We start from the raw sequence: 21,240 nt of genomic DNA, 5'->3' as shown, positions 1-21,240 counted from the left end.
GGCAATGTTCTTGTTCTTATTAGTGAGCATGCGAGCCCGAATTGTGAACGGAGCATACACAAGCAAATGCCCGGACCAAACAGCCCAAGGTCATAAAATAGACGAAAGTTTGGGCCGCCCGCCTTGGTAAAAAAGCAGCCAGACGAGCTCCGCCAATGCTTGCAGCCGGTGACCGACCGGTCGTCATCGGTGCTTCTTTCATCGGCTAATGCAAAGCTCGGTTTGCCCGGTGTGACGGCGCACCCTAGAATGCCCCGATGCGCGATGATCTCTCCCTTCTGCTGAACTCCCTCAACGATGCCCAACGTCAGGCCGTAGCTGCCTCCGTGGGTCGTCAGTTGGTCCTGGCCGGTGCTGGTTCCGGTAAAACCCGAGTGCTGGTGCACCGTATCGCCTGGTTGATCCAGGTCGAAAACGCCTCGCCCCACTCCATTCTGTCGGTGACCTTCACCAACAAGGCCGCTGCCGAGATGCGTCATCGCATCGAGCAGCTGATGGGTATCAACCCGGCCGGCATGTGGGTCGGCACCTTCCACGGCTTGGCGCACCGCTTGCTGCGGGCGCACTGGCAGGAAGCCGGCCTGAGCCAGACCTTCCAGATTCTCGACAGTGACGACCAGCAACGGTTGGTCAAGCGGGTGATCCGCGAGTTGGGCCTGGACGAGCAACGCTGGCCGGTCCGACAGGCCCAGTGGTTCATCAACGGGCAGAAAGACGAAGGTCTGCGTCCGCAACATATTCAAGCCAGCGGCGATCTGTTCCTGGCAACCATGCGCAGCATTTATGAAGCCTATGAAGCTGCTTGCCTGCGCGCCGGCGTCATCGACTTCTCTGAACTGCTGCTGCGCGCCCTCGATCTGTGGCGCGATAACCCGGGCCTGCTCGCCCATTATCAGAAGCGCTTCCGACACATTCTGGTGGACGAGTTCCAGGACACCAACGCCGTGCAGTACGCCTGGTTGCGTCTGCTGGCCAAGGGTGGCGACAGCCTGATGGTGGTCGGCGACGACGATCAGTCGATCTATGGCTGGCGTGGCGCGAAAATCGAGAATATTTATCAGTATTCCGACGACTTCCCGGATGCCCAGATTATTCGTCTGGAGCAAAACTACCGCTCCACGGCCGGAATTCTCAAAGCCGCCAACGCCTTGATCGCCAACAATACCGGGCGCATGGGCAAAGAGTTGTGGACCGATGGCGGCGAAGGCGAAGCGATCAACCTGTACGCTGCCTTCAACGAGCACGATGAAGCACGCTACGTGGTTGAAACCATTGAAAGCGCGCTGAAAACCGGCTTGGCTCGTAGCGATATCGCGATTTTGTACCGCTCCAACGCCCAATCGCGCGTTTTGGAAGAAGCCTTGCTGCGTGAGCGTATTCCGTATCGCATTTATGGCGGTCAGCGCTTCTTCGAACGGGCAGAAATCAAGAACGCCATGGCGTACCTGCGTTTGCTGGAAGGCCGTGGCAACGATGCGGCCCTGGAGCGGGTGATCAACGTTCCGGCCCGTGGCATCGGCGAAAAAACCGTCGAAGCGATCCGCGATCATGCGCGCCACAGCCATGTGTCAATGTGGGAAGCCATGCGTCAGCTGGTGGCCAACAAAGGCCTGACCGGTCGCGCGGCCGGTGCTCTTGGGGCATTTATGGAGCTGATCGAGAACCTCGCCGCCAAGTGCCTGGAAATGCCGCTGCATTTGATGACCCAAACCGTGATCGAGCAATCGGGGCTGATTGCCTACCATCAGGCGGAAAAAGGCGAGAAAGGCCAGGCCCGGGTAGAAAACCTTGAGGAACTGGTCAGCGCCGCGCGCAACTTCGAAAACCCGGAAGAGGATGAAGAGCAGTCGCCCCTGTCAGCGTTCCTCGGTCACGCCTCGCTGGAGGCCGGAGACACCCAGGCCGACGAACACGAAGACAGCATTCAGTTGATGACCCTGCACAGTGCCAAGGGCCTGGAATTCCCTTACGTGTTCCTGGTGGGCATGGAAGAAGGCCTGTTTCCGCACAAGATGAGCCTGGAAGAACCCGGCCGTCTTGAAGAGGAACGCCGCCTGGCCTACGTCGGAATCACCCGGGCGATGCAAAATCTGGTACTGACTTATGCTGAAACCCGACGCCTGTACGGCAGCGAGACCTACAACAAGGTGTCGCGTTTCGTACGTGAAGTGCCGAAAGGCCTGATCCAGGAAGTGCGGCTGTCCAACAGCGTCAGCCGTCCGTTCGGCGGTGGCCAGCAGCAGAGCTCCAGCAGCCTGTTCGGCGGCAGCGAGATCCCGGACACCGGGTTCAGCCTTGGCCAGACTGTGCGGCACTCGGTGTTCGGCGATGGTGTGATCCTGAATTTCGAAGGCGCCGGTGCTCAGGCGCGGGTGCAGGTGAACTTCAGCGAAGGCAGCAAGTGGTTGATGCTGGGTTACGCCAAGCTGGAAGCGGTATAAAGACAACCGAGAGCTTTTTGTGGGAGCGGGCTTGCTCGCGAAGGCAGCACCGCGGTGTATCAGAGGCACCGCGTCATCGTTCTTCGCGAGCAAGCCCGCTCCCACATGTTGATGCCCTGAGTCCTACAGAACTTATCCACTCCTCCTACAGACCAAAGTTAACAGGCCTTATTGCGCTGACTGAAGCTGAACACAACCTGTCAGGCAAAAGCCCGAAACACTCTGCCGCTAGCCAGTAACACTTCAGCTGTGCAACATGGCGCGCGTGCCTTCCACAAATGGGAATTCCCTTTATGAAACGTTTTCTTAGCATCGCCATGGCGTTGTGCATTGGCCTGACGATGAGCCTCGACGCCAATGCCGCCAAGCGCTTTGGTGGCGGCAAGAGCTCCGGCGCTGCGCCGACTCACCAGACCAGCCAAATGGCTCCTTCTTCTGCTGCAGGCGGCGCTGCTGCCACTGCGGGTGCGGCCGGTGCTGCTGGCGCCGCTACCAAGGCCAGCGGTGCTTCGCGCTGGCTCGGCCCTCTGGCCGGTATCGCTGCCGGTGGCCTGCTGGCTTCCATGTTCATGGGCGACGGCTTCCAGGGCATGCAGATCTTCGACATCCTGATCATGGCGGTCATCGCCTTCCTGGTCTTCCGTTTCATCGCCGCTCGTCGTCGCAAGCAGCAGGAGCACATGGCTCCAGCCGGCGCGCCGATGCAGCGTGAAGTGTTCGAACAGAAACCAACAGCCATGGGTTCGATCTTTGGCGGCTCGGCCGCACCTGCTGCCGCTCGTCCGGTGATCAACGCGCCAGCCTGGTTCAATGAAAACAACTTCATTGAAGCGGCCCGCAACCACTTCCAGTCCCTGCAGCAGCATTGGGACGCCAACGAAATGGACAAGATCGCCGAGTTCGTGACTCCACAACTGCTGGAGTTCCTCAAGCGCGAACGTGCCGACCTGGGCGACGGCTTCCAGTCGACCTACATCGATAACCTCCAGGTACAACTGGACGGCGTTGATGACCGTGCGGACAAGACCATCGCCACCCTGACCTTCAGCGGCGTGTCGAAGTCCTCGCGTTTCGACCAGGGCGAAGTGTTCAGCGAAAGCTGGAACATGGAACGTCCACAGGGCGAAAACCAGCCTTGGCTGGTGGCCGGTATCCGCCAGAACGGCTGATCACTTCCCGCGCTTCACCTGTTGTAATAAAACCCCGGCCTCGGCCGGGGTTTTCTATTTCGCGGTTGCATCTATAGCGAGCTACTGTATAAACCGCCCCAACTAAACCGCGCCATCAAGCAAGAGGATCCCGGACGTGGAAGAAATCATCGAACAACTGCGTGAAGCCAACGAACCGGTACCGGTCCCCTTGGAATTGCCTGACGAAGATCAGATTGTGGAAATCGAAGAGCAACTGTTCATCGACATCCCGTTCGTCTTCAGAGAATTTTTGCTGACCGTCAGCGATGTGGTCTACGGCAGCCTGGAGCCGGTGACCGTCACCGATCCGCAGTCCCACACCTACCTGCCGGACGTTGCCGCCAACGCCTGGGACGCTGGCGTCGATCGCAGCATGATTCCGATCTGCCAGGATGGTGACAATTACTACCTGGTCGAAGAAGACGGCACCGTGGTGCTGTGGCTGGCCGAAGAAGAGCTGATCGCCGAAGAAACCTGGGAATCGGTATGGCACTGGGCGCGGGACGTCTGGCTGGAAAGCTGATCCGCCCTGATGCATCGCGTGGTCAATGCCCGGACGATTCCTTGTGATTGTCCAGCGTTTCCAGCAAGGCCACCTGCATCCGCGTATGCACGCGAATGAACCAGCGCCAGAGCAGCGCCGCCACCGCGGCCGCGACTATGACGATCAGCACCAGCAACTTGTTGGTCGGCAGAATACTGGCCGACAAGGCTGCCAGCAGCAGGAAAATCACTAACAGCGAGAGTATCGGGATCACTTCGGCGATCACCCGACGCACTCGCTGTGTGTGCCGGCCGGCCATTTCCGGCTTCACTCCCATCTCTGCCAGCAGCATCGACAGCGCCTTGAGCTTGCGATAGGCGGCGATCAGGAACGGCAGCGACAGCAGCAACGCCCCGCCCCAGATCAACGCTTTCTGCCAGCTCGGATCGCTGACCCAGGCTTGCAGGTAAACGGACATGCGCTCGGCGAAGAACGCGCCCGAGAGAAAGATCGCAATCACCAACGCCAGATTGACCCCTACCTGCAACAGAATCCGCCGAATCATCGACGCCAACAGTGCGCCCTCGCCCTGAGGCTGAATGCTGCGCAGCCATTCGCCATACATCCCCAGCACACGGCCCAGACGCTGCGGCATCACCGCTGCAAGCTTGATCGACAGCGGATCAGCCGCGCGAATCAGATACGGCGTCAACAGCGTGGTGATCACCGAGACGGCCACCGCCACCGGGTAGAGAAAGTTACTGGTGACCTGCAGCGTCATGCCCAGCGCCGCGATGATGAAAGAGAATTCGCCAATCTGTGACAGCCCCATCCCCACACGCAGTGAGGTGCGTCCGTCATTGCCGGCGATAAAAGCGCCGAGGCCGCAGGACAGCATCTTGCCCAACACCACGGCCACGGTGATCACCGCGATCGGCCAGGCATATTGCAGCAGGATCATCGGGTCGAGCATCAGGCCGATAGCGACGAAGAAAATCGCACTGAACAGGTCGCGAACCGGCTCGATCAACTGCTCGATCTTCAGCAGTTGCCGCGATTCAGCCATGATCGCGCCGATCAGGAACGCGCCGAGGACCATGCTGTATTCAAGCTTGACCACCAGCAGGCAGAAGCCGAAACACAGGCCCAGCACGGTGATCAGCAGCATCTCGTTGCTGTCGAATTTGGCCACATAGGCCAGCAGTCGGGGCACCAGCAGAATGCCAATAACCAGCGCGACAATCATGAACAGTGAAAGCTTGCCGACCGTGGAAAACACTTCACCGGAACTGACGGTGCCGCTGACCGCGATGCTCGACAGCAACGCGATGATGCCGATGCCGAGGATGTCTTCGACGATCAACACGCCGAAGATCAACTGCGCAAAACGCTCGTTCTTCATCTTCAGGTCGTTGAGCGCCTTGACGATGATGGTGGTCGAGGAAATCGCCAGGATCGCGCCGAGGAACAGCGAGTCCATGGTATTCCAGTCGAACCAGCGGCCGATTTCATAGCCGATCCAGATCATCAGGACGATTTCCAGGAAGGCAGCTATAAACGCCGTGGCGCCGACCTTGAACAGCTTGCGCAGGCTGAACTCCAGACCCAGGCAGAACATCAGGAAAATCACCCCGAGTTCGGCGAGGGTCTTGATGGTTGCTTCGTCATGGATCAGGCTGAACGGCGGCGTGTGCGGGCCGATGATGAAGCCGGCGACGATATAACCGAGTACCACCGGTTGCTTGAGACGATGAAAGAGCACGGTCACCACACCCGCGATCAACATGATCACTGCCAGATCCTGAATGAAACTGATGGCGTGCATGGCGTGTGGCTCCTTGGGGTGGGCTTTTGAAGGGTAACATCGCGACTTCCGGCGGGAAGACGGTGCAATATATGGAAACAGTCGATTCGGGCGTGACGGCGCCCCCCCGCCCGGCGTCCCGATAACTGATGGTTTGAAAAACCAAGCACCCACAGAGGTGCAACCCCGAAACTCTGCCTTGAACCCGTGAGTACGTTATGGAACCCGGAAACGCCCAGCTGTCGATGACGGTATTGATGACCCCCGACATGGCCAACTTCTCTGGCAATGTCCACGGCGGCACCCTGCTCAAATACCTCGATGAAGTGGCCTACGCCTGCGCCAGCCGCTATGCCGGCCGCTATGTGGTGACCCTGTCGGTGGATCAGGTGATCTTCCGCGAACCGATTCACGTCGGTGAACTGGTGACCTTTCTGGCCTCGGTCAACTACACCGGCAACACCTCGATGGAGGTGGGCATCAAGGTCGTGACCGAGAACATCCGCGAGCGCTCGGTGCGCCACACCAACAGCTGCTTCTTCACCATGGTCGCGGTGGATGACCAGCGCAAACCGGCTGCAGTCCCGCCGCTGCAACCGCAGAACAGTGAAGACAAGCGTCGGTACATGCAGGCGCAGCAGCGTCGGCAGATTCGCCAGGAACTGGAAAAGCGTTATCAGGACATCAAGGGCGACGCCTGAGGTGTTCGGTCTTTAGATTGCTTTCGCGGGCAAGCCTCGCTCCTACAGGTTCGAGTCGCACACATATTGTGTGATCAACCCGAACCTGTAGGAGCGAGGCTTGCCCGCGAAGCTTTTAAAGGCTAATCGCTGTTGCCTCGAACCGCACCCGCGGATGGGCGATCCGGTCCTGCGCCCGCACCAGTTCCAGCTCATAGCTGGCACAAGCCTGGGTTTCCAGCAGCACTTCATGCACCGCCGCCGCGGTGAATTCGAAGGCGCTCACCAGATTGTCACCCAGCAGCACGCGCGTCAGAAACAGCCCTGCAGTCAGGTCACCAACGCCGACCGGCTGACGCGGAAACGCCAGCAGCGGCCGACGCAGGTGCCAGCTGCCTTCGGCGGTCACCAGCAACATCTCGAAGCCCTCCGCCAGTTTGCCGGGATAGTCCAGATGCTTGACCAGCACCGCCTTTGGACCACGCGCCAGCAGCGCGCGCGCCATGGCCAGGCAATCGAACAAAGACTGCGCCTTGCGCCCCGAGAAGCTGTTCAGCTCCAACTGGTTCGGGCACATGAAGTCGGCCACCGCAGCCGCCTCTTCCAGCAGAAAATCGCTGACCTCGGCTGGAACGGTGCAGCCCTTCTCCGGATGGCCCATCACCGGGTCGCAGAGGTATAGCGCTTTGGGATTGATCGATTTGATTCGTTCCACGCCCGCGAGAATCGCCCGGCCCTGGGCCGCGCTGCCGAGATAGCCGGACAACACAGCATCGCAATTGCCCAGCTCACCGATCGCCGCGATGCCTTCCACCAATTCCGGAATCTGATGCGGGGCCAGCACTTCTCCGGCCCACTGGCCATATTGCGTGTGGTTGGAGAACTGCACGGTATTGAGCGGCCAGACGTTCACCCCGATCCGCTGCATCGGGAAAACCGCGGCGCTGTTGCCTGCGTGGCCGAACACCACGTGGGACTGGATGGCGAGCACATGGGGCGTACGTTTCATGCGGTGAGTTTTCCGTCAAACGATTGAAATTCGAGCCGCGCAGTATGCGACTAAACGCAGCCTGTACGACAGACCGGCGACGCAGTTAAGCTGGCACTATCTTGTTGGAGCACCCTGTTGATGCTGACCCTCGGAAATATCCTCGTGCTGATGCTGCTCGCCACTGGTGGTGCGTGGTTGTGGCACAACCACGGCTTGCGCGAACGCGCGCTGGAGCGGGTCATGCAGCATTGCACCAAGCTGCGGATCGAGCTGCTGGACGGCAACGTAGCCTTGAAGAAGATCGCTTTCATTAAAGACGCCAATGGCCGTCGGCGCCTGGCCCGTGTGTATAACTTCGAATTCACCGTGACCGGCGAAACCCGCCACACCGGCACCATCATCCAGTTCGGCGCCCATAGCGCACAGATCGAGCTCGCGCCCTACCCGATGCCGTTCGACGATACTCCGCCGGTGGTCGATATCGCGAAGCCCAGAGCTGAGGTGATTGAACTGAGTCAGTGGCGGCAAGAACACACGAAGTGGCGTCCATAAATCAAAAGATCGCAGCCTGCGGCAGCTCCTACATTGAGTTTTGCGTACACCCTGTAGGAGCTGCCGAAGGCTGCGATCTTTTGATCTTCAACCCGACCGGCAGTCGGCCAGATCTCTTTGCAGCGACTCAACCGCCTGCGCCTCACTGAAAATCAACTCAATACGCGAATCCCGACGCCATTCGCTGGGCTGCCAATCCAGTAACGAATTATCCAGCGCATTCGCCGATACCCACCCCTCGACACTGTGGATAACCAACTTCGCCCGCCGCCATTCAAGGCGCTCAAGCCATTTCCCGATCAGTACCGCATCGAATATCTGACTCGGATGCCACCGCCATCCAACGCTCCAGCCACCCTCCTGCGCCTGACTCAAGCAAATCGGCAGCGTGGGGTCAGTCCAAATGGCCGGCATCTGCGCCAATCCCTTGGGCATGACAAAGTTATCCACACCTCCGACAGCCTGAGCCCCGAGCCCCGGTAACTCGCTCAAGGGCAAGACGGCTTGCTGCGTCCAGTACAAAGGACGCATCGGCAACTGTGTGGCAATTCGCTGACGATCGCTGTCGTCGAGCCCTTCTGCCTTATTCAGCAACAGCAACCCTGCACTGTCCAACGCTTGCTGTTGCGCCTCAGGCAGCGGCTTTCCGGCCGCGAGCGCCTGGGCATCCAGCACCAACACGCACGGCTGCACCGCCAGGACGCCTTGCCACGGCGCCTCACTCAATTGCCGGAGCAGCTGCGCCGGATGCCCCAGGCCGGAGGGCTCGATGAACAGCCGACCCGGTCGAGCCTTGCGCAGCAACCGCCCGAGGCCGATCTGAAACGGTGCACCATTGACGCAACACAAACAGCCCCCGGCCACGTCCCCCAGTGCGATACCATCGGCGTCCTGGGTCAACAGCGCGGCATCCAGACCGATCTGGCCGAACTCGTTGATCAACACCGCCCAGCGCTCACCTGCTGGCCGTTGCGCCAGCAGGTGCTTGATCAGGCTGGTCTTGCCGGCACCCAGCGGGCCGGCAATGACGTGGGTGGGAATGTTCTGCAACATGGTCGAGGTTTTCTGAGGAGGTAAAGAATGCGGTTGATGGGATGGTCGTTGCTTCTGGCGCTCACATCGGGCGAAGCGCTGGCTCAGGCCTGCGTGGTGCACAGCACGGCTGAGCGGCTCGACGTGAAGGTTTGCCAGCAAAACCGCAGCATCCCGGAAAAACTGTTCGCCGATGGTTTCTGCCAGCCGAATCTACCCGGGCAGAAAGTCGAGGTGCTGTACGTCGACCAATGCCCCACCGGCGCGTTCGGGGTGTGCAGTAATGCTCAAGTCGCCAATATGCCTTACCGGCAGGATATTCACTATTACGGCGTGGCCACCGATGCGGCGTATTTAAAGCCGTTTTGCGAAGCCCAGAGCCAGGGAACCTGGCTCAAGCCTTGAGCCACTAACTCAGCCAGTCCAGGGTCAGAATCAAACGACGCTCGCCCGGCGCCAGCTGCGGCGAGCGGTGGATCAAACCGAAGCCTTCGTTGCCTTGCCACTTCTCCCCTTTAAGCAGCGCCACTTCGCCGCTGGTGATTTGCTGGATCAGCGAATCGTCCTGCGGCTCAGCCTCCGGTTTGCCTAACTGCCGCCGATCCATCGCCCCTTCTTTCAGCCATTGGCTGCCGATACCTGCGTAGGTGGTGATCAACCGCACCGGCACATGATCGACGTGGAAACGCGGGCACATGGCTTTGTCCAGAACCCGCAGGCGCAGGCCGATACGCTGGGCGCCCAACAGGCAGGCGAAAGCGCTGACCAGCCAGGAAACGTCAGCGATAAAGCCTTCGTAGCCTTCCAGGTCGCTGAAGCCTGAGGCTAAGCCGTGGAGATTGGGTTCGGCGTCATCGCCTGGCATTTCCAGGGACAGCGCCTCGGCCAGCGGCTCGTTCAGGGACAACAACAAACCACCGAAATCGGCAATGTGCGCCGGGAGTTGGCGTTGCCAGAGGGCAAGGTTCACGCCGTCGTCCAGAATTCCGGTCAGCGCTTTTGGCGTATCACCTTGAACCTGATAAATGACCGGTCGCAGCTTCAGACTGGGCGCTAACATCAAGCGGCCGCCTCTTCGTGCCAAGGACCAAACGGATCGGGCAGTAACTGCCAGCCCTCGACACCCAAGGCCATTTCAGCATCCGTCAGCAGGCAGTTATCGAGTTCGACGGTGAGTTGCGCGAAATCGATGTTCTGGCCGATAAACACCAGCTCCTGACGGCAATCACCGGTGGCCGCCGTCCAGTTTTCCATGATCCCGGCGGTGCTTTCTTCGTCTTGCGGCCACTGGTTTTTCGGCACGAAACGCCACCAGCGTCCGGCAAAACCGTGGCGCATCAAGCCGCCGGCCTGGGACCAGCTACCAGCGTCCCGGTGTTTGCTGGCCAGCCAGAAGAAGCCTTTGGAGCGCAGCAATTTGCCGTTCACCCACGGACGATCGATGAAGCTGAAGAAGCGTTGCGGATGAAATGGTCGCCGCGCCCGATAAGCCGTGGAGGCGATGCCGTATTCCTCGGTTTCCGGTACGTGTTCACCGCGCAATTCCTGCAACCATCCCGGCGCCTGAGCGGCCTTTTCAAAGTCGAAGCGTCCGGTATTGAGGATTTTCTTGAGCGGCACTTCGCCCATGACCATCGGAATGATTTCCGCCTGGGAATTGAGCCGTTCGAGGATCGCGATCAACTCCTGGCGCTCGCTACTGCTGATCAAATCGATTTTGCTGATCAGAATCACGTCGGCGAATTCGATCTGCTCGATCAACAGGTCGGTGATTGAGCGTTCGTCCTCCTCTCCCAGGGTTTCGCCACGGGAAGCGAGGCTTTCGGCGGCCTGATAGTCGAGCAGGAAGTTCATGCCGTCGACCACGGTGACCATGGTGTCGAGCCGCGCGATGTCCGCCAGGCTCTGCCCTTCTTCATCGCGAAACGTGAAGGTTTCCGCCACGGGCAGAGGCTCGGAAATGCCCGTGGACTCGATCAACAGGTAATCGAAACGACCGTCCTTGGCGAGTTTGCTGACTTCTTCGAGCAAGTCTTCGCGCAAGGTGCAGCAAATACAGCCGTTGCTCATTTCCACGAGTTTTTCTTCGGCACGGTTCAGGCTCACATCGCGTTGAACTTCGCTGCCATCAATGTTGATCTCACTCATGTCATTGACGATCACCGCGACCCGCAAATTTTCGCGATTACGTAGTACGTAATTAAGCAGTGTACTTTTTCCGGCGCCGAGAAAGCCCGACAGGACGGTCACGGGGAGACGATTGGGCATCAGGTATTCCTCATCAGGATGTGGCCGGTCAAATCGCCCGTTGATGGCGTTCGCGCAGCTCTTCACGTTCTTTGGCTTCAATGCACAGAGTGGTGGTGGGCCGCAGCAGCAGGCGCTTGAGGCCTATCGGCTCGCCGGTTTCGCGACACCAGCCGTACTGGCCGCGAGCCAGGTGTTCGAGGGCTTCGTCGATCTTGTCCAGGAGCTTCTTTTCCCGCTCCAGCAGGCGCAGTTGCCACTGGCGTTGTTCTTCGGCGCTGCCGATATCGGCGGGATCGCTATGGGGTTCCTGCTCGCGCAACGCGTCGAACTCGCCGGCAATGCGCTCCTGCAACTCGCTGCGCTGAGCCAGTAGCAGGTCGCGAAAGAAGCCTTGCTGGGCGTCGTTCATGTAATCGGCGGCAGATTGAGCGAGGAGTTCTTGTTCAGTCATGGCGGTGGATCATCAGAGCGGGTGTACTTTTATGTTATAGTATAACAATGCAAATAAGCCACTCCCCTCTTGCTCGCCACGACAAAGGGCACGATGCTTGAGCCGTCCGCCCCCTTGAGAAATGCCATGGGAAACGCCCTGAGATTCTCGCTGTTGAGCCTTTCGTTGCTGATCGCGGTCGATGCCTGGGGACAAGTCCCGAGCCTGGCCAACTGCACCCGTAGCGCCAATCTGCTGGCCTGCGTGGATGCCGACGGCAATGCCTACAGCGTCAACACCGTCGGTAGCACGATCTACCTGCGCGGCTTCGAAGTGGCCGGCAAACGCCAATGGGCGCAAACCAACAGCCGCTATGGGCAACTGACGTTCTTCACGGGCATCGCGTCCGATGGCGAAGCCTGGGTCGGCTACAACCGCCGGGTTGGCTGGACAACCATCAATCGGTTTTCCAGCTCCGGCGGCAGCAGCGGCAAGTTCACGTGCAGCCGAATGACCGGCTGCTGAGTTACAAGCGAATGCCCTGTCGCATAAAGGTAAAAAGACACCCCGGGTCAAGGCAAGCGGAGGTAACGACTATAGGAAGAGTCGCACAACTATTCTTCTTTCCATATACTAAATTGATCAACTGCCATATATGCATAATCCGACCAAAAGTTAATTTCAAGCCGTGAAATATAAACGCCCTCTTCACTTCGTTCATATCTAACGAATTGGGCCTCATCGGTTTTCAACGGCAGTGCATTGATAAACTGTCCACCTTGATCAAAATATTTACATTCATATCCATGAGCGTTATATCCATGAAAAGCAAACTCAAAGCCTTTGATACGGGGATACCTGAACGTTACAATTAAATCCCCAGGTCCAAAATGACTATTATTGTCTGACAAGAGACCTTTTTTGTTAAACCCTTTTTCAGACCGAACTAGTCCAATACTTATCCCCAATGAGTTGCTTGGCGAGGTAGTGACAAATGTCATATGAGGAGTGACCAGCATTTCCCCCGTTTCATATTTCTTATCCTCTAGCGCGTCAAAATCCTCAACATATTTAATAGAACGCATATTCACACCTCAATATTCAATAAATTTAAATTATTTTTACCTTTGCTAGTTAAAGTGATAACTGACATGTCGTCTACTGTCAGTTCTTATAGGTAATCCATGAAAACAAAGACTTTCTGGCGATATCAGGTCTGTTTTTTATTATTTACTGACGCTTAAATAATCGAGTTTTTAATTCGGGCTCACGCCGATAGCTGCTTCTGTTCGTTCAGCCAAGCCAAATAACTATTAACCGGAGGATTCTTCTGGAAATACCGCTGCAACCCTTCGAACAAACCATCTGCCACGGCTTGCTGATGGCGGGCAGTCACCAGTCGCTGGCTGTCGCGGGCGTTCGAGATGAAGCCGGTTTCCACCAGAATCGACGGCACATCCGGCGACTTCAATACAGCGAATCCCGCTTGTTCCACGCGCTTCTGATGCAGCGTGGTGATGCCCGCGAGGCTGCCGAGCACCGTACTGCCCAACTGCAAACTGGCGGCGATGGTGGCGTTCATCGACATGTCGAGAATCACCCCGGCGAGCATCGGGTCCTTGTCCTTGAGATTGAGCAGACTGGTGGCGCCCAGCAGGTCTGCACCGTTCTCCCGTTGCGCCATGAAGCGCGCCGTGGCCGAGGTCGCGCCGCCTTCGGACAGGCAGTACACCGACGCACCTGAAGCGGTGAGACGCGGCGCCGCGTCCGCATGGACCGAGATGAACATGTCGGCCTTGTGCTTGCGGGCGATCTCCACGCGCTTGCGCAGCGGGACGAAGAAGTCGTCGTTGCGCACCAGTTTCACGTCGAAGCCCTTCTCACGCTTCAGCCGCTTGGCCAGCAGTTGGGCGATCGACAGCACCACATCTTTTTCCCGTTCACCTTTGGCGCCGATCGCGCCCGGGTCTTTGCCGCCGTGACCAGGGTCGACCACCACGATGATGTCGCGCTTGGGGTGAGCCTTATCGGTGACGGGTTCAGTTTTTTCCAACGGCACTGCCGCGATCTGTAGCGGCGCAGCGGTCTTCAGATCGAGCACCAATCGGTGCCCCTGCCCGTCCTGTGGCGCCAGCAGGAAACTGTTGAGCTGCACCGGGCCGCTGAGGTCGAGGACGATTCGCGTATCGCCCTGGCCGAAATGTCCGGAGCGGATTGCGCGAATCACCGTGTTGCTGAGTGCCAACTGACTGAAGTCGCCACTGAGATTGGCGCCGCTCAGATCGATGATCAGCCGTTCCGGAGCGCTCAGGGAAAACGTCTTGTATTGCACCGGTCCGCTCAGATCGAACACCAGTCGCAGCTTGTCGTCAGAACGCCACAGTCGTGCATTGCGAATTTGCGTGGCCGACGCGCAAAAGGGAAATGCGAAGGCCGCGCTGGCCAGAATCAGGTTGAGCAAGTGACGTCTGTGCATGGTGAAAGCCCGCTCACGAAAAAGGCATCGTCGATTTGATTGTTATAATATAACATGCCAAATCAACTCCCACGATGGACCTGCTCATGAATGCGCTGACTCTGCCGGATATCGCCGCGCAGGCCTCACGCCAAGCCCTGCCACTCGATTGGGTGGGCATGTGCGGCATTGCTCTTCCTGTTTTATTCGATGGCCAGCGACTGAGCGCAAAGGCCGACGCTGGCGTTAGCCTCGACGATGGAGAGGCGCGTGGTATCCATATGTCGCGGCTGTATCTGGCGCTGGAAATGCTTGAGCAGGAAAACCTTTCGCCCGCGTTGTTGCGGCGAGTTTTGCAGAATTTTCTCCAAAGCCATGAAGGACTTTCCCACAACGCGTTCCTAAAAATTCACACCGAACTATTGCTCAAAAGACCCGCGCTTATCAGTCCACTGGCCGGTTGGAAAACTTATCCGGTGAGCATCGAAGCCAGTTTGAAAAACACGATGTTCCACGTGGAACTAAAAATCGACGTTCCTTATTCCTCAACCTGCCCGTGCTCAGCAGCGCTTTCGCGGCAGTTGATTCAACAACAATTCGTTGATGACTTCGCCAATCGTTCATTGCAACACGCTGACGTTCTGGCTTGGCTCGGCTCTACGAAAGGCATCGTCGCCACGCCGCATAGCCAACGCAGCAATGCGCAATTGCAGCTGCGTCTGGACGACTATCTGGATGACCTGCCGCTGATCGCCGCGATCAACGATGCGGAAGCAGCCTTGGGCACCGCGGTGCAAACCGCCGTGAAACGCGCCGACGAACAAGCCTTCGCCCTCGCCAACGGCCAGAACCTGATGTTCTGCGAAGACGCCGCTCGACGCTTGAATCTGGCCCTGAAACGCTCCCCCGGCATCAACGCTTTTCACGTGCGAGTCGTTCACGCCGAAAGTCTTCACGCCCACGATGCCGTCGCCGAAAGCCGTTGGAATTGGGAGGCCGCATGATCCAATGCCAAGCCTTGCGCTGGGGCGCACCCGGTCAACCGCTCACTCCGTCGATGGATTTCCAATTACCCAAAGGAAGTCTGACCGCTGTCATCGGTGCCAACGGTTCGGGTAAAAGCAGTCTGCTGAAAGTCATCGCCGGTCTGCAAAAACCACTCGCCGGCAAAGTCATCATTGATGTTCCACGCAAAGGCGGCCTTTCGTTCCTGCCTCAGCAACAACACCTGGACCGGCAATTCCCCATCAGCCTGCAAGAGTTGGTGGCCGCAGGTTTCTGGGGCAACAAGCAAACTCCGGAAATTCGCAGCCAGCGCCTCAAGTCTGCGCTGGAAGACTGGTGCCTGACCGGCCTGGAACATCGCCCATTGATGGCCCTCTCCGGGGGCGAATTGCAGCGAGCCCTGCTCGCCCGGCTGAGTCTCGCCGAAGCCCCCTTGTTGTTGCTCGACGAACCCCACGCCGCGCTCGACGAACTCGGCCAAGCGCTGCTCTGGAAACACATCCACGCCTGGCATGCCGAAGGCCGAACCCTGGTCGTGGTGTGTCATGACCTCGCCGCCGTACGCCAACACATCCCACAAGCCCTCTTGATCAAAAGCAGCGGCTGCGTCCTCGGCCCCAGTACCGATCTGATTCGCCAACAACTCCAGACGCAGGTGGCTTGATGATCGCTGCCGCTCAGCTTTGGCAACCGTTCCACGAATTCGTATTCATGCGCCGGGCGTTCCTTGGTGGTCTCGTTCTGGCGTGCAGCACCGCTCCGCTTGGGGTGTTTCTGATCCTGCGGCGCATGAGCCTGATCGGCGACGCGGTGGCTCACGGCATCTTGCCGGGCGCCGCATTGGGCTTCTGGTTCGCCGGTTTGAGTTTGCCCGCGTTGACCATCGGTGGCCTCGGCGCTGGTCTGAGCATGGCCGGACTGGCCGCGTGGATCACCCGCCGCACCGGCCTGCGAGAAGACGCGAGCCTGGCCGCGATCTACCCGATATCGCTGGCCAGCGGCGTGCTGATCCTCGGTATCGCCGGCAAGCGACTGGACCTGTTGCACCTATTGTTTGGCTCGGCGCTCGCGGTCGACGGGCCTACTTTGACCGGCATGATTTGGGTCTCGGGCTTCAGCCTGATCGCCATGGCCCTTATCTACAAACCCCTGTTGCTGGACACCCTCGACCCGCTTTTTCTGCAAACCGTCAGCCGCCTCGGGCCATTGGCTCATGGGGTATTTCTGACCTTGGTGGTGCTGAACCTGGTGATCGGTTTCCAGGCCATCGGCGCCCTGATGGTGGTCGGTTTGATGATGTTGCCGGCTGCGGCTTCTCGCTTCTGGAGTCGTCGCTTGCCGGTGCTGATGGCCATCGCCGCGCTGCTCGGCTGCCTCTCGGTCTGGTTCGGCTTGTTGCTGTCGTTTTACTACTCACTGCCCAGCGGCCCGGCGATCGTGCTGGTGGCTGGCGCTTTGTATTTGCTGTCCGTGGTGTTCGGTCCGGTGCACGGTTTGCTGCGCCGCCCGCCTTTGCTCACATCCCAATGAGGTGTTACACGATGCGCGCTTTACTCGTGCTGTTCAGTTTGATGCTGTCGATGTCGCTGTCGGCCGCGGAAAAACTCCAGGTAGTCACCAGCTTCAGCATCCTCGCCGACATGACTCAACAGGTCGGCGGCGACCATATTCAGATCACCAATATGGTCGGGCCGGACGCCGATGCCCATACCTACGAGCCGACTCCGGACGATGCCAAGGCATTGCTCAAGGCCAGACTGATCATCAAGAACGGGCTAGGTTTCGAGCCATGGCTGGACCGTCTGGTGACCAGCACCGAGACCAAAGCTGCGGTCATCAGTGCCAGCCACGGTGTCATTCCACGCTCGCTGGATGAAGACGGCGAAACCATTCCCGACCCCCACGCCTGGCACAATCTGGCGAACACCGAGCTGTACATCAGCAACATCACCAAAGCGCTGATCGCCGCCGACCCTTCCAACAAAACCGACTACGAACACAACGGCCAAGCCTACCTGAAAAAGATCTACGCCTTGCTCGCCGAGGCCAAAGCCAAGCTCGGTTCGCTGCCGCCAGGTAATCGCAAAATCGTGACCTCCCATGACGCCTTCGGTTATCTCGGCCAGGCTTACGGCATCGACTTCATGGCACCTCAAGGACTGTCCACCGAACGTGAACCATCGGCCGCCGAAGTCGCTGCGCTGATCACGCAGATCCGTCAGGCCAAGGTCAAAGCGGTGTTCATGGAAAACATCAAGGACGCACGCCTGCTCAAGCAAATCGCCGATGAAAGCGGCGCGCATATCGGCGGCACGCTGTACTCCGATGCCCTCGCGGCAACCGGCCCGGCCAGTACGTTCGCCGGGTTGTTCGAATACAACCTCAACACCTTGTATGAGGCGTTGAGCAAGCCATGATCCGCAAGAACCCTTCGGGTGATCTGCCGTTGATTGCGGAGTCCGCGTATGTGGATAAAACCGCCATCATCTGCGGCAAAGTGGTGATCGGCGAGAACGTGTTCGTCGGTCCTTACGCGGTGATTCGCGCCGATGAAGTGGATGACTCAGGCGAAATGGAGCCAATCACCATCGGCGCCAATTCGAACATTCAGGACGGCGTGGTGATCCACTCCAAGTCCGGTGCGGCGGTGAACATTGGCGAGTTCAGCTCCATCGCCCACCGCTCCATCGTGCATGGCCCCTGCACCGTCGGTAACCGCGTGTTCATCGGATTCAACAGCGTACTGTTCAACTGCGCGGTGGGCGACGGTTGCGTGGTGCGGCACAACTCGGTGGTCGACGGTCGTGACCTGCCTGAAGACTTCTACGTGCCCTCCACCACGCGCATCGGCCCCAACACCGACCTGTCGCAGTTCCCACCGGTGAGCGTCAGCGCCTCGGAGTTTTCCGAAGACGTCGCGCGCACCAACGTCGATCTGGTGCGCGGCTACAAAGCCCTGCAAAACGAGTTCTGAGCATGAGTAGCGTGCTGATTCGCAATGCCCGGCTGGTCAATGAAGGTCGTGAATTCGACGGTGATTTGCTGGTAAGCCACGGTCGCATCGTCAAGATTGCCAGCAGCATCGAAGGTGAAACGGCCGCCGTGGAAATCGACGCCAACGGCCAGTGGCTACTGCCGGGCATGATCGATGACCAGGTGCATTTCCGCGACCCTGGAGCACCAGACAAGGGCAGCTTCCATACCGAGTCTCGAGCGGCGGTGGCCGGCGGCATCACCAGCTTCATGGACATGCCCAACACCTCCCCGGCCACCCTGACCCTCGCCGCGCTGGCCGACAAGAAGCGTCGAGCGGCGACCGACTCAGTGGCCAACTACGGTTTTCATTTCGGCGTGAGCAACGACAATCTCGATACCGTCGCCGCGCTCAATCCTTGCGAGGTGGCCGGAGTCAAAGTGTTCATGGGCGCCTCCACCGGCAACATGCTGGTGGATGATCCACGGATTCTCGAGCGGCTATTTGCCGAAGTACCGACCATTTTGTTGGCCCACTGCGAACACACGGCCAGCATCGAAGCCAACGCTGCGAACCTGCGAGAACTGTTCGGCGAGCACCTTCCGCCCGCCGCTCACCCGCTGATCCGCAACGCCGACGCGTGCTTTCGCTCCTCCTCAATGGCCGTTGATCTGGCGAGGCAACACGGCACCCGACTGCACGTTTTACACTTGACCACTGCCCGTGAGCTGACGCTGTTCGAAGACCAGCCGCTGACACAGAAGCGCATCACCGCCGAAGTCTGTCTGCATCACTTGCTGTTTGATGATCGCGACTACCCGAGCCTCGGCAACCTGATCAAGTGCAATCCGGCGATCAAGACCCAGGCCGACCGTGACGCCTTGCGCAAAGCGCTGTTGAGCAATCGACTGGACGTGATCGGCAGCGATCACGCGCCTCACACCTGGGCCGAAAAACAGCGGCCCTATAGCCAGGCGCCGTCCGGTTTGCCGGTGGTGCAACACGCCCTGCCCGCGCTGCTGGAACTGGTGGCCGATAAAGTTTTGCCGATCACCACCCTTGTGGCCAAGACCAGCCACCGGGTCGCCGATCTGTTTGCCATCCCCGACCGCGGCTACCTGCGCGAAGGCTACTGGGCAGACCTGGTGTTGATCAAACCCGAGACCGATGGCCTTGCCGTTTCCCGGCAACCGATCCTCTCTCAATGCAGCTGGACGCCCTTCACCTACCATCGTTTTCGCCACAGCGTCAGCACCACGGTGGTGTCGGGGCAAATTGCCTGGCACGACCAACGTCTAAATGACAGCTGCCAGGGTTTAGCCCTACGGTTTATGCGCTAGCGCGCGTTATCGAAAAACATTCGAGAACACCGATCATGATCCACATCACCCTGCCCGATGGTTCATTGCGTGAGTACGATCAGCCGCTGACTGTGTATGAAGTCGCTGCAACTATCAGTCTCGGGTTGGCCAACGCGGCGGTGGCCGGTCGGGTCGACGGCGTGTTGGTGGACTGTGGATTCCTGATCGAGGGCGATGCCCGGGTCAGTATCGTCACGCCCCAGGAACCCGATGGCCTGGAGATCCTTCGCCGTTCCTGCACGCTGATGCTGGCCATGGCCGTCAAACAGCTCCATCCGAATGCACAGTTGCGAGCCGGATCGTCACTGGGTGATGGTTTCTTTTATGAGTTTGCTTTCCAGCGCTCTTTAACCCTGGCCGAGCTGCCCCTGATTGAAGCGCGCATGCGTGCACTGGCGGCGACCAACCATTCGATCCGCCAGGAAACAGCTCTCCAGGGGACGTCAACCGAACGGTTATCGCTGTATCGCTTGGGGGATTTTGAAAGTTTTGCCACAGGCCCGCATGTTCCCACCACCAAGGTGTTGCAGGCCTTCGCGCTGGATCATATTGGCGGCACCTCTGAGCAACGGATCTACGGCACGTGCTGGTCCAGCCAACAGGAGCTGGACACCTGGCGAGCGCCGCCGCAGGTGATGGTCGTGAACATTGATGAACGTCAGAGCGCTTATGCGCACTCGGTGACCCAGGCACTGCGCCGCCGCGAACTGCGGGCCAACTCGGATCTGCGTAACGAGAAAATCAGTCACAAGATTCGCCAGCACAGCCAGAAAGTGCCGTATCTGTTGGTGGTGGGAGAGAAGGAAAAGGAAGGCGGGTTTGTCAGTATGCGCAGCGGCAGTGGAGAGGACTTTGGGGAGAAAGGGATTGAGGCGGTGTGTGAGTTGTTGAATCCGTCCAAGACTGGAGGTGCCTGAGCGGACGCCATCGCGGGCAAGCCCGCTCCCACAAGGTCAAGTGTGATCCCTGTGGGAGCGGGCTTGCCCGCGAAGCTTTTAAGCTCTGGGTTTAACAGTCCCGCAATTCTGACCCAACCACACAGCGCGAGTATCGAGGCTACCTTTCTGCTGAATGCCGGTGGCGTTGAAGGTGCCGTTGACCTTGGTGGTGAACTCACGATCACTGAGGAACGTGGCGACACCCGCACCTTGCGCTTTCGGACAGCTGAAACGGAATTTCCACTGGTTGCCGGTGCGTTCGGTGATTTCCTGCTTGCAGCCCGATTGTGGGTCCGTCAGTGGAATGTTGTCGGTCTTCACCTGCTCAGGCGTCAGGCACGCCCGAATCCCTTTACCACCCATGGTGATACCCTGCTTTTCCAGCATGGCGCGCTGTTCAGGGGTCATCTGACTCTGTATCTGGCCGAGGATCAATTGCAGATCGGGCAGGTTCTGGTCATCGACCTTCATGTTGCTTGAAGTCATTTCCCACAAGCCCGGTTGCAACATCTGCGCCTGAGCAGCCACAGGAAGTGTCAAACCAAACGCAATGGCCAAACCCAGCAGACGAACGTTCATCGAGTTACTCCTGATCATTAGTGGCCGTTAGACGTCAGCCACGGGCTTCGGTTCATGGGCCAATTAAATAGCGA

Annotated in this window: 23 protein-coding genes; 14 read left to right on the top strand and 9 right to left on the bottom strand. The window is 58.8% G+C overall.

What is annotated here, in order from left to right:
• Nucleotides 1-257 precede the first annotated feature (257 nt).
• The 3 genes from uvrD (at nucleotide 258) to TU81_RS26705 (ending at nucleotide 4,154) form a co-directional block, all read left to right on the top strand.
• The gene (gene uvrD, locus TU81_RS26715) at nucleotides 258-2,441 is read left to right on the top strand and encodes a DNA helicase II (protein ID WP_048397433.1); all 2,184 of its coding nucleotides are present in this window, start codon (nucleotides 258-260) and stop codon (nucleotides 2,439-2,441) included.
• A gap of 293 nt (nucleotides 2,442-2,734) precedes the next feature.
• A complete protein-coding gene (locus TU81_RS26710; RefSeq protein ID WP_038980530.1) occupies nucleotides 2,735-3,610 on the top strand; it encodes a Tim44 domain-containing protein in 876 nt (291 codons plus the stop codon).
• Between the two features lie 136 nt (nucleotides 3,611-3,746).
• Nucleotides 3,747-4,154, top strand: coding sequence for an SMI1/KNR4 family protein (locus tag TU81_RS26705; RefSeq protein WP_008007803.1), 408 nt, complete (start codon nucleotides 3,747-3,749; stop codon nucleotides 4,152-4,154).
• A gap of 22 nt (nucleotides 4,155-4,176) precedes the next feature.
• Here the strand turns inward: TU81_RS26705 and TU81_RS26700 are convergent, their stop codons facing one another.
• Nucleotides 4,177-5,940 (bottom strand): cation:proton antiporter, encoded by a 1,764-nt coding sequence (locus TU81_RS26700; protein ID WP_038980527.1) that lies wholly within the window; start codon nucleotides 5,938-5,940, stop codon nucleotides 4,177-4,179.
• A 197-nt stretch (nucleotides 5,941-6,137) separates the two neighbouring features.
• Between TU81_RS26700 and TU81_RS26695 the strand changes: the two genes are divergently transcribed.
• Nucleotides 6,138-6,620, top strand: a complete 483-nt coding sequence (locus TU81_RS26695) for an acyl-CoA thioesterase (RefSeq protein WP_007896533.1) — start codon at nucleotides 6,138-6,140, stop codon at nucleotides 6,618-6,620.
• A gap of 115 nt (nucleotides 6,621-6,735) precedes the next feature.
• On the opposite strand, the gene pdxY is transcribed toward TU81_RS26695, so the two are convergent.
• Nucleotides 6,736-7,608 carry a pyridoxal kinase PdxY gene (gene pdxY, locus TU81_RS26690; protein ID WP_038980525.1) on the bottom strand — a complete coding sequence of 291 codons (873 nt, stop codon included), beginning with the start codon at nucleotides 7,606-7,608 and terminating at the stop codon, nucleotides 6,736-6,738.
• 120 nt (nucleotides 7,609-7,728) lie between these two features.
• Here pdxY and TU81_RS26685 point away from each other — a divergent pair, with 120 nt between their 5' ends.
• Nucleotides 7,729-8,142, top strand: a complete 414-nt coding sequence (locus TU81_RS26685) for a DUF3301 domain-containing protein (protein ID WP_038980524.1) — start codon at nucleotides 7,729-7,731, stop codon at nucleotides 8,140-8,142.
• A gap of 87 nt (nucleotides 8,143-8,229) precedes the next feature.
• Here TU81_RS26685 and TU81_RS26680 read toward each other — a convergent pair whose 3' ends face one another.
• Nucleotides 8,230-9,195, bottom strand: a complete 966-nt coding sequence (locus TU81_RS26680; protein ID WP_048397431.1) for a CobW family GTP-binding protein — start codon at nucleotides 9,193-9,195, stop codon at nucleotides 8,230-8,232.
• A 27-nt stretch (nucleotides 9,196-9,222) separates the two neighbouring features.
• On the opposite strand from TU81_RS26680, the gene TU81_RS26675 reads away from it, so the two are divergent.
• Nucleotides 9,223-9,579, top strand: a complete 357-nt coding sequence (locus TU81_RS26675; protein WP_048397429.1) for a hypothetical protein — start codon at nucleotides 9,223-9,225, stop codon at nucleotides 9,577-9,579.
• A 4-nt stretch (nucleotides 9,580-9,583) separates the two neighbouring features.
• Here TU81_RS26675 and TU81_RS26670 read toward each other — a convergent pair whose 3' ends face one another.
• The 3 genes from TU81_RS26670 to dksA are packed head-to-tail and all read right to left on the bottom strand — an operon-like array spanning nucleotide 9,584 to nucleotide 11,875.
• Nucleotides 9,584-10,234 (bottom strand): DUF1826 domain-containing protein, encoded by a 651-nt coding sequence (locus TU81_RS26670; protein ID WP_048397426.1) that lies wholly within the window; start codon nucleotides 10,232-10,234, stop codon nucleotides 9,584-9,586.
• A complete protein-coding gene (zigA, locus tag TU81_RS26665; RefSeq protein ID WP_048397424.1) occupies nucleotides 10,234-11,442 on the bottom strand; it encodes a zinc metallochaperone GTPase ZigA in 1,209 nt (402 codons plus the stop codon). The genes TU81_RS26670 and zigA overlap by 1 nt, the downstream gene beginning before the upstream one ends.
• A gap of 28 nt (nucleotides 11,443-11,470) precedes the next feature.
• The gene (gene dksA, locus TU81_RS26660) at nucleotides 11,471-11,875 is read right to left on the bottom strand and encodes an RNA polymerase-binding protein DksA (protein ID WP_048397422.1); all 405 of its coding nucleotides are present in this window, start codon (nucleotides 11,873-11,875) and stop codon (nucleotides 11,471-11,473) included.
• A gap of 126 nt (nucleotides 11,876-12,001) precedes the next feature.
• Between dksA and TU81_RS26655 the strand changes: the two genes are divergently transcribed.
• Nucleotides 12,002-12,379 carry a hypothetical protein gene (locus tag TU81_RS26655; protein WP_048397420.1) on the top strand — a complete coding sequence of 126 codons (378 nt, stop codon included), beginning with the start codon at nucleotides 12,002-12,004 and terminating at the stop codon, nucleotides 12,377-12,379.
• 89 nt (nucleotides 12,380-12,468) lie between these two features.
• Here TU81_RS26655 and TU81_RS26650 read toward each other — a convergent pair whose 3' ends face one another.
• Nucleotides 12,469-12,939, bottom strand: coding sequence for a hypothetical protein (locus TU81_RS26650; protein WP_048397419.1), 471 nt, complete (start codon nucleotides 12,937-12,939; stop codon nucleotides 12,469-12,471).
• Nucleotides 12,940-13,121: 182 nt separating this feature from the next.
• The gene (locus tag TU81_RS26645; protein WP_048397418.1) at nucleotides 13,122-14,330 is read right to left on the bottom strand and encodes an N-acetylmuramoyl-L-alanine amidase; all 1,209 of its coding nucleotides are present in this window, start codon (nucleotides 14,328-14,330) and stop codon (nucleotides 13,122-13,124) included.
• An 86-nt stretch (nucleotides 14,331-14,416) separates the two neighbouring features.
• Here TU81_RS26645 and folE2 point away from each other — a divergent pair, with 86 nt between their 5' ends.
• The 7 genes from folE2 to TU81_RS26610 are packed head-to-tail and all read left to right on the top strand — an operon-like array spanning nucleotide 14,417 to nucleotide 20,566.
• Entirely contained in the window at nucleotides 14,417-15,313 is an 897-nt protein-coding gene (gene folE2, locus TU81_RS26640) for a GTP cyclohydrolase FolE2 (protein ID WP_048397416.1), read from the top strand.
• The gene (locus TU81_RS26635) at nucleotides 15,310-15,978 is read left to right on the top strand and encodes a metal ABC transporter ATP-binding protein (RefSeq protein WP_038980499.1); all 669 of its coding nucleotides are present in this window, start codon (nucleotides 15,310-15,312) and stop codon (nucleotides 15,976-15,978) included. The genes folE2 and TU81_RS26635 overlap by 4 nt, the downstream gene beginning before the upstream one ends.
• Nucleotides 15,978-16,844, top strand: a complete 867-nt coding sequence (locus TU81_RS26630; protein ID WP_048397413.1) for a metal ABC transporter permease — start codon at nucleotides 15,978-15,980, stop codon at nucleotides 16,842-16,844. Before TU81_RS26635 ends, TU81_RS26630 begins: the two co-directional genes overlap by 1 nt.
• Before the next feature lie 11 nt (nucleotides 16,845-16,855).
• A complete protein-coding gene (locus tag TU81_RS26625; protein ID WP_048397411.1) occupies nucleotides 16,856-17,731 on the top strand; it encodes a metal ABC transporter substrate-binding protein in 876 nt (291 codons plus the stop codon).
• The gene (locus TU81_RS26620) at nucleotides 17,728-18,288 is read left to right on the top strand and encodes a gamma carbonic anhydrase family protein (protein WP_048397409.1); all 561 of its coding nucleotides are present in this window, start codon (nucleotides 17,728-17,730) and stop codon (nucleotides 18,286-18,288) included. Before TU81_RS26625 ends, TU81_RS26620 begins: the two co-directional genes overlap by 4 nt.
• Before the next feature lie 2 nt (nucleotides 18,289-18,290).
• Entirely contained in the window at nucleotides 18,291-19,628 is a 1,338-nt protein-coding gene (locus tag TU81_RS26615) for a dihydroorotase (protein ID WP_048397407.1), read from the top strand.
• A 35-nt stretch (nucleotides 19,629-19,663) separates the two neighbouring features.
• A complete protein-coding gene (locus TU81_RS26610) occupies nucleotides 19,664-20,566 on the top strand; it encodes a His/Gly/Thr/Pro-type tRNA ligase C-terminal domain-containing protein (protein ID WP_038980489.1) in 903 nt (300 codons plus the stop codon).
• Between the two features lie 78 nt (nucleotides 20,567-20,644).
• On the opposite strand, the gene TU81_RS26605 is transcribed toward TU81_RS26610, so the two are convergent.
• Entirely contained in the window at nucleotides 20,645-21,166 is a 522-nt protein-coding gene (locus TU81_RS26605; protein WP_038980487.1) for a DUF3617 domain-containing protein, read from the bottom strand.
• Nucleotides 21,167-21,240: the final 74 nt, after the last annotated feature.

Source organism: Pseudomonas lini (genome assembly GCF_001042905.1).
Taxonomy (GTDB): Bacteria; Pseudomonadota; Gammaproteobacteria; order Pseudomonadales; family Pseudomonadaceae; genus Aquipseudomonas; species Aquipseudomonas lini.
The sequence above is the reverse complement of the archived record's forward strand: the minus strand, read 5'-3'. Positions and strand labels throughout refer to the sequence as shown.